Raw genomic sequence first — 16,040 nt, 5'->3', positions numbered from 1 at the left:
TCACCCGCGCAGCATCAGCGTGATGTGGGACGTCGGGCCTCCGATGACCGGCCGCCCGATCACGCCGGGCAGCTGGGTGGGCACGAGACGCGTGGTGGTGTCCCCGAAGCCGAGCTGACCGGTCGCGTTGTGGCCCCAGCACCAGACGCTGCCGCCGGTCCGGGTGGCGCAGGTGTGCTGGCGGCCGCCGCTGACGGTGCGCCACGTGGTGTCGCTGCCGATCTGCACCGGCGCCAGCACATCGGTGGTCGCGCCCGTGCCGAGCCGCCCGTCGGCGCCGGCGCCCCAGCACCACAGCGCGCCGGTGGTGCGCAGCCCGCACCCGTGGTCCGCGCCCAGGGCAAACGACGACCAGCCGGTGCCGGCCACCTGCGCCGGCGTCGTCTGCTGCGCCGTCGAGCCGAGTCCGAGCCGCCCGGAGCCGCCGTCGCCCCAGCAGAACAGGAGGTTGGTCCGGAGCCCGCACGCGTGCTGCCATCCGCCGCGCACCGTCGTCCAGCCGGTGGTCGCGGGCGTGCTGACCAGCACGGGGCTGCTCTGGTTGACGGTGGAGCCGATGCCCAGCTGACCGCCGTTGTTCGAGCCCCAGCAGTACAGGGCGCCGCCCGTGCGGATCGCACACGTGAAGTACGCCCCGGCGGTCACCGACAGCCATCCCGTGGCTGCGGGAGAGGTCACCTGCACCGGCGCCACCTGGTTCGTCGTGTGGCCCAGCCCGAGCTGACCGTCGGCGTTCTGGCCCCAGCACCACAACGTTCCGTCGGTCCGGGTGGCGCACGCGTGCGCCATGCCCGCCATCACCGACGACCACGTGGTGGCCGAGCCCACCTGCGCGGGCACCGGCCGGTGCGCGTTGTCCCCGGCGCCGAGCCGCCCGTTCCAGTTGCGCCCCCAGCACCACAGCGTCCCGTCGGTGCGCGTCGCGCACCCGTAGTCCTCGCCGGTGCTCGGTGTTTCCCACGTCTGCACGGCGCTGACCTCGACCGGTGCGGTGTCGAAGGCGCCGGTGTTGCCCCAGCACCACAGGGACCCGTCGGAGCGCACGCCGCAGGTCTGCTGTGCCAGCGGGCCGGCCGACACGGACGCCCAGGTGGTGGCCGAGCCCGCCTGCGCGGGGGTGTGCCGGTCGGCCAGGTCGGCCACGCCGAGCTGGCCGCCGGGGTTGTCGCCGAAGCACCACGCCGTGTTGTCGGTGCGGGCCGCGCAGGTGTGGTAGCGGCCGCCGGTGACGGCACGCCACGTCGTGTCCGCGCCGACCTGCACCGGGGTCAGCACGTCGGTGGTCCCGCCGTTGCCGAGCCGCCCGTCGGTGCCGGTCCCCCAGCACCACAGGGTGCCGGTGGTGCGCAGCGCGCACGAGTGGTCGGCGCCCAGGCTCAGCGCCGACCACGTGCTGCCGGTCACCTGCACCGGCGCGTTCTGCTGCGTGGAGCTGCCCAGCCCGAGCCGCCCGCCCCCGCCGTCGCCCCAGCAGAAGAGGAGGTTGGTGCGCAGGCCGCAGGCGTGCTGGAACCCGGTCCGCACCGACGTCCACCCGGTGGTCGCCGGCGTGCTGACCAGCGCCGGGGTGCTCTGGTTGACGGTGGAGTTGATGCCGAGCTGGCCGGCGTTGTTCTCGCCCCAGCAGTACAGGGCGCCGCCTGTGCGGGTGGCGCACGTGAAGCGCGCCCCGGTGGTCACCGACAGCCACCCCGTCGTCGCGGGGGAGGTCACCTGCACCGGTGCGAGCTGGTTCGTGGTGTTGCCCACGCCGACCTGACCCATGCCGTTCGCGCCCCAGCACCACAGCGACCCGTCCGTGCGGGTGGCGCACCCGTGCGAGTCACCCAGCGACACCGACTGCCACGTGGTGGACGAGCCCACCTGCGCCGGTGCCACGCGGTTGGCCGTGTCCCCGGAACCGAGCCGCCCGTCGTAGTTGCGCCCCCAGCACCACAGCGTCCCGTTCGTCTGCGTGGCGCACTGGTTCTCGTTGCCGGCGGCCGCGGTGGCCCACGTGCTCAGGGCGCCGATCCGCTGCGGCGATGAGATGACGGGGACGGTGTCACCCCAGGCGAACAGGCGGCCGGTGTCGAACTCGCCGGCGGCGAAGGTGCTGGTGGGGTTCGCGGCCTGCGCGCTGAAGGCGGCGTTGACGGGTTGCCAGGCGCCCCACCCGGCGACGACGGCCACGAGCACGACGACGAGCGGCAGCACCCGCTGCCGCGGCCGCACCCGCCATCCCCGTTCCGCCATCGCCTCTCCCGGTGTCTCCCGTGACCGTCGGCAGGCCGCGGGGCGACATGAGGGTCAGGCGCCGGTGCGGTGGTGCACCCACACGTTGGGCTCGACGTACACGGCGACGTCCTGGTCGATGTCGCAGTGCACCGGGCTCAGCGCGAACGGCACCTCGACCGGCCCCGTGGTGTCGAACGGCAGGCCCGTCCACTCGCGCCAGCGTTCCGGCCGGGCGGGCACGACCATGCTGTGGTGGGCGACGTTGACGATGCGGCCGCCGGCGCGGACGTGCACCCGCAGCCACGGGTCGACGGGCAGGCCGTCAGGGCGGGTCGCGAACGCGTACTCGTCGATGGGCCGGTGGGGTTCGAGGTGTTTGCCGCTGGGGCGCACGGGGGCGACGAGGTCGGCGAAGCCGAGCCGGCGGGCGTTGTCGCGCATCGCGGCCAGCATGACGCCGGACAGGCCGCCGCCGCGCAGCTCGGGGTGGACGAGGATCTCCAGGGCCGAGGCGATCGTCGGCTGCGCGCCGCTGAGCCGGTCGTGGGCGCTCTGCCGGATGGCCCAGTCCCAGCCGCCGTCGGGCAGGCCCGCGGCGATGTCGCCGGCGAAGGACAGCGGCACCGAGTACGCCTTGGCGACCGGCCGGCCGGTGGCCCGGTCGAGCGCCACGAGGCAGAACTCGGGGAAGTGCTCGTCGACGTAGCCGTAGTACAGGCCGCTCGTCGGGTCGTTGGTCATGAACGGCGGCCAGTGCCCGTCCAGCGGCGCCCGGTCGACGGGGCGGTCGGCGACGGTGGCGATGTCGAGGTCCACGGCACCGACGCTAGCGGCGCCGACAGGACTGGGCGAACCGTTAACCGGGCACGATAGGGGTGTGCCCGAAGGTGACACCGTGTGGAACACGGCCCGCGTGCTCCAGCGCTCGCTGGTGGGCGGCGTGCTGACCAGGTCCGACTTCCGGGTGCCGCAGCTGGCCACCACCGACCTGGCCGGCTTCACCGTCGCCGAGTCGGCGAGCCGCGGCAAGCACCTGCTGCTGCGCCTGACCCGCGGCGACGACCACCGCACCCTGCACTCGCACCTGCGGATGGAGGGGGCGTGGCGGGCGTACGCGCCGGGCGAGCGGTGGGCGGCCCGGCCGGCGCACCTGATCCGGGTGGTGCTGCGCACCGCCCAGGCGGTGGCGGTCGGCTACCACCTGCACGAGCTGGCGCTGTTCCGCACGGCCGAGGAGGAGTCGCACGTCGGGCACCTGGGGCCGGACCTGCTCGGGGCGGACTGGGACGCGGCGGAGGCGACGCGGCGGATCGTGGCGCGGCCGGACCGGGAGATCCAGGAGGCGCTGCTCGACCAGCGCAACCTGGCCGGCATCGGCAACCTGTACAAGTGCGAGACCCTGTTCATGCGGCGGGTCTGGCCGTGGACGCCCGTCGGCGAGGTCAAGGACGTCGAGGGCGTGGTGACGCTGGCGCAGAAGCTGGTGGCGTCGAACCGGGGCCGCTGGACGCAGACGACGACGGGCTCGCTGCGCCGCGGCGAGACCAGCTACGTGTACGGGCGCCGCGCCCAGCCGTGCCGCCGCTGCGGCGCGGCGATCCAGAAGGACGACCAGGGCGAGCGGATCACCTACTGGTGCCCGCGCTGCCAGCCGGCGCCTCAGGCGACCTGACCGGGCGCGGGGCGGCGCAGCTCGGACAGGCCCTCGGCGACGCCGCGCAGCAGGTCGGTGGCGTCGGTGAGCCGGCCGAGCGTGGGGTGGTCGCCGGTGACGGGGCGGCCGTCCTCGGCGACGTAGCTCGCGGCGGCGGTGACGAGCCGCTCGTAGGCGGAGACGCCCTCGTCGAACTGGCCCATCAGCACGGTGTGCGCCTCGCCGAGGGCGGGGCGCTGGTCGGGCGGCGCGACGGGCAGGGCCCGCTCGACGCTGGCGACGCGCTGGCCGAGGTCGCGCAGCCACTGCTCGGCGACGGCAGCCTCCAGCACGGCGACCTCGCCGGGGCCGGTGAGCCGCCCGCTCAGGCCGGCCAGCGTGGCGGCGGCCCGGTCGAGGCGTTCCCAGGGGCGGGCGACGGCCGAGCCGCGCAGCGCGAACCGGGCCTTCTGCCGGCGCATCTCCTCGATGGCGGTGCGCCCGGCGGGGAACCGCTCGGCGAACGCCACCAGCTTCTGGCCGGGCACGGCCGGCGGCAGGGCGGGCGGCGCGGGCTGGGCGGCGAGGACCTTGTGATCGGACCAGCGCCAGCCGGCCAGCGCGATGGAGGCGCCCGCGGCGGCCGCCCAGGCGGCGTCGGCGAGACCGATCCCGGCGTACGGGGTGAGCACGGTCGCGGCGGCGGCCAGGCCACCGCCCAGCACGCTCCAGCGACGGGCGCTGCCGCGCAACTTCCGGAGCCGCCGGAAGTACCGGGCCCGCTCGTCCGCCATCGTGACCGCCTCCCCGAGGTGTGGTGGCCGGGCCCCGGGCGGGACCCGGCCGGTGCGCTGTGTCAGCCGGCGGCGGAGCTGTCGCCCGCCTGCTTCTCCTTGGCGGCCATGCTGGCCCGGATCTCGTCGAGCCGGGCGACGCTGGCCGGGTCGTGCTGCGGCGCGGCGGCCTTCGGCTGCTGCTGGCCCTGGCCGACGGCCTGCTGGCCGGCGCCGCTGCCGAGCTTGTCGCCGGCCATGCTGGCCCGGATCTGCTCGAGCCGGGAGGTGCCGGCCAGGTCGAGGCTGGACTTCTGCACCTCGAGCATGCGGCCCTCGACGGAGTTCGACGCCAGCTCGGCGCGGCCCATCGCGTTGGCGTACCGGCGCTCGATCTTGTCGCGCACCTCGTCGAGCGACGGGGTGTTGGCCGGGGCGGCGAGCGACGACATCGACTCCAGCGAGCGGGCCACCGTCTCCTGCATCTTCGCCTGCTCCAGCTGGCTGAGCAGGCGGGTGCGCTCGGCGATGCGCTGCTGGAGCACCATCGCGTTGTTCTCGACCGCCTTGCGGGCCTGGCCGGCGGCGCCGAGCGCCTGGTCGTGGAGGGTCTTCAGGTCCTCCATCGACTGCTCGGCCGACACCAGCTGGGTGGCGAGCGTCTGCGCGGTCTGCTCGAACTTCTGCGCCTCCGCCTCGTCGCCCGCGGCGCGCTTCTGGTCGGCCAGGACGAGCGCCTGCCGGGCCATGCCCTGCAGCTTCTCGACCTCGCCCATCTGGCGGTTCAGCTTCATCTCGAGCTGCCGCTGGTTGCCGATGACGGCCGCCGCCTGCTGGACGAGCGTCTGGTGCTGACGCTGCGCATCCTCGATGGCCTGCTGGATCTGCACCTTGGGGTCGGCGTACTCGTCGACCTTGGCGCCGAACAGCGCCATCAGGTACTTCCAACTCTTGACGAACGGGTTCGCCATCTCCGCGTTATCCCCTCACAGTCGCCCAGCCGGACCGCGCCGCCGACACCTGCTCGGCGCCCCGCGGCAAGGTTCCATCGTGGCAGGCCGACGCCAGCATCGTCAGGGGGCTCGGGGAGATATCAGGGTCTCCCTGGTGCCCGACGCCTACGAGGCTACGCGCACCCCGGGCACCCGGCGAGGGCAGCGCCGATCAGGCGGCGTAGACGACGTCGCGCTTGCCGCCGCGGCCCACCGTGCGAGTGGTGCGCAGGGTCGCCTTGAGCGGCGTCTCCTGGCGCACGGAGACCGACACGTCCCCGTCGGTGGCGACCTGGCGCACGGCGGTCGCCGGCACCGGCTCGACCGGGCTGAGCACGCCCTGCATCTCCTCCGCGAGGGCGAGCGTGTCGCTGACCTCGCCGAGCAGCTCGGACAGGCGGGCGCCCAAGGCCTCGCAGATGGCGGCCAGCAGCTCGCTGGAGGCTTCCTTCTGGCCGCGTTCGATCTCGGAGAGGTAGCCGAGGCTCACGTTGGCGGCCGTCGACACCTCGCGCAGGGTCCGGTGCTGCCCCTGCCGGCGCGCCCGAAGTGCGTCACCGATAACCCGGCGTAGCAGGACCATGACACCCCCTCCTGCGGCGGTGACCCCCCGGCGACGCGCCGGAGGCTTCCCGCAACCGTACCCGCTGGCGGCCACGTCGACATACCGCCCCGCCGCATCCCGGGACCGATGCGGCCGGCCGCCCGCCGCCCGGACCGGCGTCGCCGCACCTCGGAGCCCCTGAGGCCCCCGGCCGCCCGGGAGCCCGAAAGAGTGAACGCCGCGCTCAGCCGCCCTGCAGATGGCTCAGGAGCAGCTCGGCCGCGGCCACGACGGTCGCTTCGCGGATCGCCGCGCGGCCGCCGTCGAGCTTCAGCTCGCGCACCTCGGCCACGCCCGGCCCGGCCACCGCCACGAACACCCGGCCGACCGGCACGCCGTCCTGCGGCTCGGGGCCGGCCACGCCGGTGGTGGCGACGCCCCAGTCGGCGCCGCAGCGCTCCCGCGCGCCCTGCGCGAGGGCGGCGGCCACGTCGGCGTCCACCGGGCCGCGCTGCGCCAGCAGCTCCTCGGGTACGCCGGCCAGCTCGTGCTTCAGCTCGGTGGCGTAGACGACCAGCCCGCCGCGGAAGGCGGCGCTGACGCCCGCGACCGCGACCAGCTCGGCGGCCACCATGCCGCCGGTCAGCGACTCGGCCGTGGCGACCGTCTCGCCGCGCTCGACGAGGGCGTGCACCACCCCCGCCACCAGGCTGTCCGTCACCGCTGCACCCCCCGTCGCAGGCGTACCGCCTGCACCACGTAGTCGACGCCGGTAACCGCCGTCACCAGGACCGCCGCGCCCATCAGCACCGGGCCGGCCACGTCGAACGGCTCGGGCACGGGCCACAGGTACCAGGCGATCGCGGCGGTCTGCAGCGCCGTCTTCAGTTTGCCACCGCGGCTGGCCGGGATGACCCCGTACCGGATCACCCACAGGCGCAGGGCGGTGACGCCCCACTCGCGGACGAGGATCAGCACCGTCACCCACCACGGCAGCGCGTCGTAGATCGACAGCAGCACCAGCGCGGCGCCGGTCAGGGCCTTGTCGGCGATCGGGTCGGCCACCTTGCCGAACGAGGTGACCAGGTCGAAGCGGCGGGCGATCCAGCCGTCGGCGAAGTCGGTCGCCGAGGCGACGCAGAACGTCAGGCACGCGGCGATGCGCCAGCCGGGCGAGGTCAGCTCGGACAGCGCCGTGACCACCACGAAGACGGGGACGAGCAGGATCCGCAGCGCCGTGAGGACGTTCGCCGGGTTGTGCAGGGGCACCACCCGGGGCGGCACGGCCGGGGGCGCGACGACGGCCGGCTCGTCGGTCACCGCGCGGCCGCCGAGACCAGCTCGACGGGCACGGCCACGAGGTCGACCCCCTCGGTGGCGGTGACGGTGGCGCGGACCAGGTCGCCCGGGCGCAGCGCGGCCAGGTCGACCCCCGCCTCGCCGGCGACCAGGGTGGTGGAGCCGTCGACCTCGGGCGCCTGGTGGGCGCTGCGGCCCTCGACCTCGCCGTCGACGATCGCGTCGACGAGCACCTCGACGGTGCTGCCGAGGCGCTCCTCGGCGCGCTGGGCGCACAGCTCGTCGGCGAGCCGCACGATGCGGTCGTACCGGCGCTTGACGACGTCCTCGCGGACCTTGCCGGTCATGCCGGCGGCCTCGGTGCCGTCCTCGTCGCTGTAGTCGAAGACGCCGACGGCGTCGAGGCGCGCGTCGGTGAGGAAGCGGGCCAGCTCGTCGACGTCGGCGCGGGTCTCGCCGGGGAAGCCGACGATGAAGTTGCTGCGGGCGCCCGCCTCCGGGGCCATTTCGCGGGCGGCGGCGAGCAGGTCGAGGAACTTCTCCGTGGAGCCGAACCGGCGCATCCGGCGCAGCACGGGCTCGCTGGAGTGCTGGAACGACAGGTCGAAGTACGCGGCCACGCCGGGCGTGGTGGCGATCGCCTCGACCAGGCCGGGCCGGGTCTCGGCGGGCTGCAGGTAGCTTGCCCGCACCCGGACGATGCCGGCGACCGCGGCGAGCTGCGGCAGCAGCTTCTCCAGCGCCCGCGGGTCGCCCAGGTCCTTGCCGTACGAGGTGCTGTTCTCGCTGACCAGCACCAGCTCCCGCACGCCGTTCGCGGCCAGCCACTCGGCCTCGGCGAGCAGCTCCTGCGGGTCGCGCGACACGAACGCCCCGCGGAACGCCGGGATGGCGCAGAACGCGCACCGGCGGTCGCAGCCGCTGGCCAGCTTGAGGCTGGCGACGGGGCCGTTCTCCAGCCGGCGGCGCAGCACCGGCCGCAGGTGGGCGGGGGTGTGCTCGTCGACCGTGGCGTGGCCGGGCACGACCACCTTGGCCGTGCGGCGCTGCACCGGGGTCAGCGGCAGCAGCTCGCGGCGGTCGCGCGGGGTGTGCGCGTCGAACCGCTCGCCCGCCAGCACGCCGTCGAGCCGGGCGGCGATGTCGGTGTAGTCGTCGAAGCCGAGCACGGCCTGCGCCTCGGGCAGGCTCTCGGCCAGCTCGCGGCCGTACCGCTCGGCCATGCAGCCCGCGGCGACCACCTTCGCGCCGGTGGACGCGGCGTCGAGCAGCGTCTCGATGGAGTCCTGCTTGGCCTTCTCGACGAAGCCGCACGTGTTGACCAGGACGACGTCGGCGCCCTCGGCGTCGGTGCTGACCTGCCAGCCGCCCTCGTCGAGGCGCGCGGCCAGCTCCTCGGAGTCGACCTCGTTACGGGCGCAGCCGAGGGTCAGCAGGGCGACACGGCGGGGGGCAGGGGTGACCGACACTCCGTAAAGGTTACCGGTCGGGCGGGAACGGGCCGTCCCCCGTGCGGGCATCACGACCTCACGGTCGGTGCTGTGAGTCAGGTCACACGGTGGATCCCGTCCGGGGCGGCGCGGCCGCCGTCTACCTGGGCGTGACCGATGACGACGAAGCGCAGCTGGTGCGCCGCTGCGCCCGCGGCGACCGGGCCGCGTTCGACGAGCTGTACCGGCGCACCGCGCCGATGCTCGCCGTGCGCCTGCGCCGCCGCTGCGCCGACGAGGAGATCGTCGCCGACGTGCTCCAGGAGACGTACCTGGCCGTGTGGCGGGCCGCCGGCTCGTTCGCCGGCACGGCGGTCGGCGGCAGCGCCGTCGGCTGGCTGTGGACGATCGCGGCACGGCGCCTGGTGGACGCCTTCCGGCGGCGTGCCCGCACGGCCGGACCGCCGGCCGCCGCCGGCGAGCCGGCCACAGCGCCCGCCGCCGAGGAGGAGGCCCTCGCCGGCCGGCTCGGCCCGGACCTCGCCGCCGCCCTGCACGCGCTCACCCCCGAGCTGCGCCAGGTGCTCCAGGCCATGGTCCTCGACGGGCTCTCGGTGCGGGACACCTCCGCACTGCTCGGAGTGCCGGAGAGCACGGTCAAGACGCGGGCCCGCCGGGCCCGGATCCAGCTGCGGGAGGCCCTGTCGTGAACGCCCACGTCCCGGACGCCCAGCTCACCGCGTACGCCGCGGGCGACCCGGGCCTGGCCGACGCCCTGTGCTGGGGCATCGAGGTGCACCTCGAGTCGTGCCCGTGGTGCCGCGAGCGGCTCGGCGCCGCCCTCGACGGACCGACCGCGGCGCTGGTCGCCCGGGTCGGCGCCGCGCTCGCCCCGGCCGGGCCCGCCACCGCCCCGCCGCCCGCCCCGCTGCGCGGCCGGGCCCGCCGCGCCGTCCGCCGGTGGACCACCTGGTCGCTGCTCCCCCGGCTGGCCGTCACGGCCGGCGCCGTCGGCGCCGCGCTCGCGCTGGAACTGCTGATGCCCGCGTACCCGTCGCCGGTGCTGCTGGTGGCCCCCGTCGCGCCGCTGTTCGGCGTGGCCGCCGCCTGGTCGCGGCGCGGCGACCCCGCCTGGGAGCTGATCGCCGGCACGCCGCAGGGCGGGCTGCTGCTGCTCCTGCGGCGTACCCTCGTCGTGCTCGCCGCCCTGGTGCCGGTGCTCGCCGTGGCCGGCGGCCTCGCCGGGCAGAACCCGGCGCTGTGGCTGCTGCCCGCCCTCGGCGGCACCGCCGCCACCCTCGCGCTCGGCAGCCGCATCGGGGTGTCCCGCGCCGCCGCCGTCGTCGCCGCGACCTGGGCCGCCGCCGTCGTGGTGCCCGCCCTCACCACCGCCCGGCTGCCCGCCCTGCTCACCACCGCCGGCCTGCCCGGCTGGGCCCTCGCCACCGCCGCCCTGGCCGCCCTCGTGTGGGCCCGGGCCGGCGACTTCCGCCTCGACAGGAGCTTCCGATGATCCGCGCCGTACCGGCCGCCGAGCTGGCGCCCACCACCCACGCGTTTCCCGTCCGGGCCCGCGGCCTGCGCGTGCGGGCCGGCCGCCACCTCGCCGTCGACGGGCTGGACCTGGACGCGGCCGTCGGCGTGCACGGCCTGCTCGGCCCGAACGGCGCGGGCAAGACCACGCTGATGCGCGCGCTCGCCACCGTCACCCGGCCGGCCGGCGGGCAGCTGGAGGTGCTCGGGCACCGGGTGCACGAGCGCGGCACCGACCTGCGCGAGCTGCGCCGGGCCCTCGGCTACCTGCCGCAGCACTTCGGCTTCTACCCGCGGTTCACCGTGCGCGAGTTCGTCGAGTACATGGCCTGGCTCAAGGAGGTGCCCCGGCGCGAGGTCGCCGGCGCCGCCCAGCGGGCCGTCGAGCGGGCGGGCATCGCCGACCGCGCCGACACCCGGCTCAAGACCCTGTCCGGCGGCATGCTGCGCCGGGCCGGCATCGCCCAGGCCATCGTCAACGACCCCGCCGTGCTGCTGCTCGACGAGCCGACCGTCGGCCTCGACCCGGAGCAGCGGCTCGGCTTCCGCGACCTGCTGCGCGACCTCGGCACCGGCTGCTGCGTCCTGGTCTCGACCCACCTGGTCGAGGACGTCGCCGCCGCCTGCACCGACGTGGTCCTCGCCGACGCCGGGCGGGTGGTCTGGCAGGGCACGCCGACGGAGCTGGCCGCCGCGGGCGGCACCGGCGACGCCGGCGACAGCGCCGCCGAGCGCGGCTACTCGGCGCTGCTGCGCCGCGCCCGCCAGGGCGTGGCCGCGTGAGCCGGATGCTGCGCATCGACCTACGCCGCTCGTCCGCCGTCGGCGCCGGGCTCCTGCTCCTCGTCCTCGGGGTGGCCGCCATGTACCTGCCGGGCACCAGCTGGACCGGCCAGTGGACGGCCGCCGTGATCCAGCAGCGGGAGTACCTGGCCCTGCTGTGGCCGCTGGGGCTCGCGTCGGGCGCCTGGCTGGTCGGCCGGGACCGGCGCGGGAAGGTCGGCGAGCTGTTCGCCACCACGCCGCGCCCGGCCTGGCAGCGGTACGCCCCGCCCGCCCTGGCGCTGGCGCTCACCGTCGGGTGCGCGTACCTGCTCATGTCGGCGGCGCTGCTGCCGCTGCTGGCCGGCCGGAACGGCCACCTGAACCCGCTGATCGCCGGGATCGTCGGCGTCGGGACCGTGTCGCTGGTCGCCGCCGGGCTGCTCGGCATGGCCGCCGGCCGGCTGCTGCCGTCGCCGCTGACCGCCCCCGCGCTGGCGGTCGCCGGGCTGCTGTTCACCCTGCTGCCGGTCACGGGCCGGCTCGACGGGCGGGCCGCCGCGGCCGCCGAGGCGCTGCCGCCCGGCATCGTCAGCCCGTTCTCCGAGTTCGCGATCGTGCCCGCGCACGTCAGCGCCGCCCAGCTGATCTGGTTCGGCGGGCTCGGCGTCACGGGGTACCTGCTGCTCGTCGCCCGCGACCGGGTCCGGCGCGTCGCCGCCGTGCTGCCCGCCGTCCTGGGCGCCGCGGTGGCCGTGCCGATGCTGCCCGCGGACCCTGACCTGTCGGCGGTGCTGGTGGCCGACCGCGGCGCGCTGGAGCAGGTCTGCACCCCCGACGCGCCGACGGTGTGCGTGACGCGCGAACACCTGCCCCTGCTGGCCGAGATCGTCGGCCCGGCCCGGTCCGCGCTGGCCCGGCTCAGCGTGCTGCCGGACGCGCCCACCACGGTGCGGGAGAGCACCGGCCGGTACACCGAACCGGCCGACCGGCCCGACCCGGCGGTCGCCCGGTACTACGTCTCGCTGGACACCGACGGCTCGCTGTTCCAGGCCGACCTGCTGGAACGGGAGCTGCTCGACGGGGGCGGCACGTCGGCGTGCCGCACGGGCGGGGAGCTGCCGGACCCCGAACGCCACTTCGCCGCCCGGCGGGCGGTCGCCCACTGGCTCGCGGGCAGCCTGCCGCAGGACGCCGAACCGTACGAGGCGGAGGGCTACGGCGTGCTCGCGGCCCTGCCCCGCGACGAGGCCCTGCGGCGGGTCGCCGCCGTCCGGGCCGCCGCCCTGCGCTGCGAGCCGGACCTGTGGCCCGTGCTGACCGCGGGCGGCGCCCGGTGACCGGCGTCGCGCTGCACCTGCGCGCCCGCCGGGTCCCCGCCGCGCTGGTCGCCGGCGCCCTGTCCACGGCGATCCTGTGGGCCGCGTGGGTGTGGCTCAGCGACGCCGCCGAGATCGCCGTCGAGGTGACCGTCCCGGCGATCCTGTTCGCCGTGGCGGCCGCCGCGACCACGCTCGGCGGCGCCGACGAGGACCTGGAGCGCACCGCCGCCCGCCGGTGGCCGCCCCGCCGGGCCCTGCACCTGCTGGCGGCGCTGTCGGCCGTCCTGCTGCTGGTCGTGGCCGCCGAGCTGACCGCGACGTCGTTCGCGGGCCCGCGGATCGTGCTGCGGGACGCGGCCGGGCTGCTCGGGCTGGCGGCGCTGGGGGCGGTGGCGTCGGGGGCGTCGCGGGCCTGGTTCGGGCCGGTGGCCTGGGCGCTCGCGGCGATCGCGCTGCGCGGCGGCGAGAGCACCGCCATGCAGGTCGTCACGTGGCCGGTCCAGCCGGAGACGTCGCGCGCGGCGACCGTGACGGCGGCGGTGCTGGCGGTGGCGGGCGGCGTCGCGTACGCGGTGCGCGGCGCCCGGGCCCGGCCCGCCGACTAGCCGTCGACGCGCAGCGCCGCCAGCGACTCCTCCAGCTCGTCGGGCTTGACCAGCACGTCGCGGGCCTTGGAGCCTTCGGACGGGCCGACGATGCCGCGCGTCTCCATGAGGTCCATGAGGCGGCCCGCCTTGGCGAAGCCCACCCGCAGCTTGCGCTGCAGCATCGAGGTGGAGCCGAACTGCGAGGTGACGACCAGCTCGATAGCCTGGATGAGCAGCTGGAGGTCGTCGCCGATCTCCTCGTCGATTTCCTTCTTCTTGTCCTGCACGGGGGTCAGCACGTCGGGCCGGAACTCCGGCTCGCGCTGGTCCTTGCAGAACTTGACGACGTCGGAGATCTCCTTCTCGTCGACCCAGGCGCCCTGGAAGCGGGCCGGCTTGGAGGCACCCATCGGCAGGAACAGCCCGTCGCCGCGGCCCAGCAGCTTCTCCGCGCCGGGCTGGTCGAGGATGACCCGCGAGTCGGCCAGCGAGCTGGTGGCGAACGCCAGCCGGGACGGCACGTTCGCCTTGATCAGGCCGGTGACGACGTCGACGGAGGGGCGCTGGGTGGCCAGCACCAGGTGGATGCCGGCGGCGCGGGCGAGCTGGGTGATGCGCACGACGGAGTCCTCGACGTCGCGCGGGGCGACCATCATCAGGTCGGCCAGCTCGTCGACGATCACCAGCAGGTACGGGTACGGCTTCATCTCGCGCTCGCTGCCGGGCGGGGCGGTGATCTCGCCGTTGCGCACCTTGCGGTTGAAGTCGTCGATGTGCCGGACCCCGTTGGCGGCGAGGTCGTCGTAGCGCATGTCCATCTCGCGCACGACCCACTCGAGGGCGTCCGCCGCCTTCTTGGCGTTCGTCACGATGGGCGTGACCAGGTGCGGGATGCCCTCGTAGCCGGTCATCTCGACCCGCTTGGGGTCGATCAGCAGCAGCCGCACCTCGTCGGGCGTGGCCCGGGTGAGGATCGACACGAGCAGGCTGTTGAGGCAGCTGGACTTGCCGGCGCCGGTCGCGCCCGCGATGAGGATGTGCGGCATCTTCGCCAGGTTCGCCACCACGTAGTGGCCCTCGATGTCCTTGCCGAGGGCGACGAGCATCGGGTGGTGGTCGGCGGTGGCGGCGTGCGAGCGCAGCACGTCGCCCAGCGACACGTTCTCCGGGTCGGAGTTGGGGATCTCGACGCCGACCGCGCTCTTGCCCGGGATCGGCGACAGGATCCGCACGTCGGGGCTCTTGACCGCGTACGCGATGTTGCGCGACAGCTGGGTGATGCGCTCGACCTTGACGCCGTGGCCGACCTCGACCTCGTAGCGGGTGACGGTCGGGCCGCGGGTGAACCCGGTGACGGCGGCGTCGAGGTTGAACTGCTCGAACACGCCGGTCAGGGCGTTCATGATCTCGTCGTTGGCCTTGCTGCGCGACTTCGGCGGGGTGCCCTTGCCGAGGATGCTCGCGGGCGGCAGCCGGTAGTCGCCGACGACCCGGGAGATGTCGAGCTGCTCGCCCTTGACCGGGGTGTCGGAGTGCGCGGGCGGCGCGGGCGGCTTGCGGCGGCCCGGCACCTTCGGCGGGGCGGGCAGCAGCACGGTGTCGTGCACCACCGCGTCGTCGTCGCCGAGCAGGTCGAGGCCGTCGTCGTCGGGATCGTCGGCCAGGGCGACCGGCCGGCGGCGGGCCGGGCGGCGGGGCGCCGGGCTCTCGTCGTCGGAGTCGTCGAGGCCCACGTCGAGGTCGTCGCCGGCGGCGGGCCGGCCGCGGCCGAGCAGCGTGTCGGCGAGCAGGGCCAGCCGCTCGGGAATCTGGCTGATCGGCGTGGCGGTGACCACGAGCAGGCCGAAGAACAGCAGCAGCACCAGCAGCGGCACCGCCACCCACGCGGTGACGGCGCGTTCGAGCAGGCTGCCGACGCCGAAGCCGATCAGGCCGCCCGAGTCGTCGATCTGCCGGTCGGTGACCGGCCGCTGGGCCAGGTGCAGCAGGCTCGCGGCGGCCACGATGAGCGCCGTCCAGCCGACCATGGAGCGGCCGCGCTGGCCCGGCTCGGCGGGCTCGCGCATGAGCCGGACCGCGCCGTAGAGCAGCAGCAGCGGCAGCGCCACCGCGATGGCGCCGAAGAACAGCCGAACGGTGTCGGCCAGCCAGGTGCCGACCGGGCCGGCCGAGCCCGCCCACACGGCGACGCCGACGAGGATGGCCAGGCCGAGCACGAGCAGGCCGGCGCCGTCGCGGCGGTGCTCGGGGTCCAGCTCACGGGCGGTGGCGGCCTGCCGGCCGACGGCCCGGAACCCCCAGCCGACGCCGTGCGCCAGGCCCATCCACACCGCACCGACCGCGCGGCCGACGCCCTGCGCGGCGGACGCGCCCAGCGAGGGGCGGCGGACCGGGGTGCGGCGGGCGGGGCTGCGCCGGGCCGGCGTCGCCGCCCGGGTACGGCTCGCGGCGCCGCGCGCCGTGGTCGCAGACCGACGCCGGCTCGCCGGAGGAGTGCGGCCCGCCATGGGACCACCGTAACGGCGCGGCGCGACGATTCCTCGCATTCACCGCCGTGTCGGGCGTGGCCGCTCCATCGATGAACGGCGCCGCCACGCCAGGCCGGCCCAGGACAGCGCCACCACGGTCAGCATCAGCCCGTACGCGACGGGCTCGAACGCGGCCGGGAACAGCACCCCGGCGACGTAGCGGTCGATGAACCCGGCGAACGGGCCCACCTCCCCCGCCTGCCGCCGCGCCCAGTGCTCCAGGTAGGTCAGCGGGCAGTCGAGGCTGGCCACCACGATGAGCACGATCCACGCCACGGCCACCAGGTGCGGCCAGACGGTGCGCGGCCACCGGTACGCCAGGAAGCCGCCCAGCAGCACGTACGCCAGGAAGGCGAAGTGCGCCGCGACGACCAGCACCGTCAGCACCCGGAAACCCACGCAGGCAGGGTAACGGGCCCG

General features: G+C 75.7%; 16 protein-coding genes. 6 read left to right on the top strand and 10 right to left on the bottom strand.

Features of this window, described 5'->3' with window-relative positions:
- Entirely contained in the window at positions 1-2,235 is a 2,235-nt protein-coding gene (locus tag Sya03_RS04635) for an RCC1 domain-containing protein (RefSeq protein ID WP_203936898.1), read from the bottom strand.
- A 54-nt stretch (positions 2,236-2,289) separates the two neighbouring features.
- Positions 2,290-3,033 (bottom strand): N-acetyltransferase, encoded by a 744-nt coding sequence (locus tag Sya03_RS04630; protein WP_203936897.1) that lies wholly within the window; start codon positions 3,031-3,033, stop codon positions 2,290-2,292.
- Between the two features lie 61 nt (positions 3,034-3,094).
- On the opposite strand from Sya03_RS04630, the gene Sya03_RS04625 reads away from it, so the two are divergent.
- Positions 3,095-3,889: a DNA-formamidopyrimidine glycosylase family protein gene (locus Sya03_RS04625; RefSeq protein ID WP_203936896.1), complete on the top strand. Its 795-nt coding sequence runs from the start codon at positions 3,095-3,097 to the stop codon at positions 3,887-3,889.
- Here Sya03_RS04625 and pspM read toward each other — a convergent pair.
- The 6 genes from pspM to rimO all read right to left on the bottom strand — a co-directional run bounded on the left by pspM (position 3,877) and on the right by rimO (position 8,927).
- Positions 3,877-4,644 carry a phage shock envelope stress response protein PspM gene (gene pspM, locus Sya03_RS04620; protein ID WP_203936895.1) on the bottom strand — a complete coding sequence of 256 codons (768 nt, stop codon included), beginning with the start codon at positions 4,642-4,644 and terminating at the stop codon, positions 3,877-3,879. The genes Sya03_RS04625 and pspM overlap by 13 nt on opposite strands.
- Before the next feature lie 62 nt (positions 4,645-4,706).
- Positions 4,707-5,594: a PspA/IM30 family protein gene (locus Sya03_RS04615; protein WP_203936894.1), complete on the bottom strand. Its 888-nt coding sequence runs from the start codon at positions 5,592-5,594 to the stop codon at positions 4,707-4,709.
- Positions 5,595-5,787: 193 nt separating this feature from the next.
- Positions 5,788-6,198, bottom strand: a complete 411-nt coding sequence (locus Sya03_RS04610; protein ID WP_203936893.1) for a helix-turn-helix domain-containing protein — start codon at positions 6,196-6,198, stop codon at positions 5,788-5,790.
- A 205-nt stretch (positions 6,199-6,403) separates the two neighbouring features.
- Positions 6,404-6,880: a CinA family protein gene (locus tag Sya03_RS04605; RefSeq protein WP_203936892.1), complete on the bottom strand. Its 477-nt coding sequence runs from the start codon at positions 6,878-6,880 to the stop codon at positions 6,404-6,406.
- Complete coding sequence (gene pgsA / locus Sya03_RS04600) at positions 6,877-7,479, bottom strand: CDP-diacylglycerol--glycerol-3-phosphate 3-phosphatidyltransferase (protein WP_203936891.1); 603 nt, start codon at positions 7,477-7,479, stop codon at positions 6,877-6,879. Before pgsA ends, Sya03_RS04605 begins: the two co-directional genes overlap by 4 nt.
- Complete coding sequence (rimO, locus tag Sya03_RS04595; protein WP_239107106.1) at positions 7,476-8,927, bottom strand: 30S ribosomal protein S12 methylthiotransferase RimO; 1,452 nt, start codon at positions 8,925-8,927, stop codon at positions 7,476-7,478. The genes pgsA and rimO overlap by 4 nt, the downstream gene beginning before the upstream one ends.
- Positions 8,928-9,016: 89 nt before the next feature.
- Between rimO and Sya03_RS04590 the strand changes: the two genes are divergently transcribed.
- From Sya03_RS04590 to Sya03_RS04570, 5 genes are read left to right on the top strand one after another with little or no spacing between them, the layout of a single operon-like run.
- Positions 9,017-9,598 carry an RNA polymerase sigma factor gene (locus Sya03_RS04590; protein WP_306892237.1) on the top strand — a complete coding sequence of 194 codons (582 nt, stop codon included), beginning with the start codon at positions 9,017-9,019 and terminating at the stop codon, positions 9,596-9,598.
- Positions 9,595-10,401, top strand: coding sequence for a cupin domain-containing protein (locus tag Sya03_RS04585; protein WP_203936890.1), 807 nt, complete (start codon positions 9,595-9,597; stop codon positions 10,399-10,401). Before Sya03_RS04590 ends, Sya03_RS04585 begins: the two co-directional genes overlap by 4 nt.
- On the top strand, positions 10,398-11,204 hold the full coding sequence (locus tag Sya03_RS04580; protein WP_203936889.1) for an ATP-binding cassette domain-containing protein: 807 nt from the start codon (positions 10,398-10,400) through the stop codon (positions 11,202-11,204). Before Sya03_RS04585 ends, Sya03_RS04580 begins: the two co-directional genes overlap by 4 nt.
- Positions 11,201-12,523 carry a hypothetical protein gene (locus Sya03_RS04575; protein WP_203936888.1) on the top strand — a complete coding sequence of 441 codons (1,323 nt, stop codon included), beginning with the start codon at positions 11,201-11,203 and terminating at the stop codon, positions 12,521-12,523. Before Sya03_RS04580 ends, Sya03_RS04575 begins: the two co-directional genes overlap by 4 nt.
- Positions 12,520-13,110 carry a hypothetical protein gene (locus tag Sya03_RS04570; RefSeq protein ID WP_203936887.1) on the top strand — a complete coding sequence of 197 codons (591 nt, stop codon included), beginning with the start codon at positions 12,520-12,522 and terminating at the stop codon, positions 13,108-13,110. Before Sya03_RS04575 ends, Sya03_RS04570 begins: the two co-directional genes overlap by 4 nt.
- Here Sya03_RS04570 and Sya03_RS04565 read toward each other — a convergent pair.
- Together Sya03_RS04565 and Sya03_RS04560 are read right to left on the bottom strand one after the other, a co-directional pair.
- Complete coding sequence (locus Sya03_RS04565; protein ID WP_203936886.1) at positions 13,107-15,599, bottom strand: DNA translocase FtsK 4TM domain-containing protein; 2,493 nt, start codon at positions 15,597-15,599, stop codon at positions 13,107-13,109. The genes Sya03_RS04570 and Sya03_RS04565 overlap by 4 nt on opposite strands.
- A 39-nt stretch (positions 15,600-15,638) precedes the next feature.
- Positions 15,639-16,019 (bottom strand): DUF2784 domain-containing protein, encoded by a 381-nt coding sequence (locus tag Sya03_RS04560; protein WP_203936885.1) that lies wholly within the window; start codon positions 16,017-16,019, stop codon positions 15,639-15,641.
- Between the last annotated feature and the right edge of the window lie 21 nt (positions 16,020-16,040).

Source organism: Spirilliplanes yamanashiensis (assembly GCF_016863475.1).
GTDB lineage: Bacteria > Actinomycetota > Actinomycetes > Mycobacteriales > Micromonosporaceae > Spirilliplanes > Spirilliplanes yamanashiensis.
Note: the sequence above shows the minus strand (reverse complement) of the source record. Positions and strands in the feature narration are given on the sequence as shown.

What these genes read in the sequence shown, in the direction of transcription:
- Sya03_RS04580 (WP_203936889.1), top strand. Translation starts at nt 10,398, where the DNA reads ATGATCCGCGCCGTACCGGCCGCCGAGCTGGCGCCCACCACCCACGCG.
- pspM (WP_203936895.1), bottom strand. Translation starts at nt 4,644, where the DNA reads ATGGCGGACGAGCGGGCCCGGTACTTCCGGCGGCTCCGGAAGTTGCGC.
- Sya03_RS04635 (WP_203936898.1), bottom strand. Translation starts at nt 2,235, where the DNA reads ATGGCGGAACGGGGATGGCGGGTGCGGCCGCGGCAGCGGGTGCTGCCG.
- Sya03_RS04610 (WP_203936893.1), bottom strand. Translation starts at nt 6,198, where the DNA reads ATGGTCCTGCTACGCCGGGTTATCGGTGACGCACTTCGGGCGCGCCGG.
- Sya03_RS04565 (WP_203936886.1), bottom strand. Translation starts at nt 15,599, where the DNA reads ATGGCGGGCCGCACTCCTCCGGCGAGCCGGCGTCGGTCTGCGACCACG.
- Sya03_RS04615 (WP_203936894.1), bottom strand. Translation starts at nt 5,594, where the DNA reads ATGGCGAACCCGTTCGTCAAGAGTTGGAAGTACCTGATGGCGCTGTTC.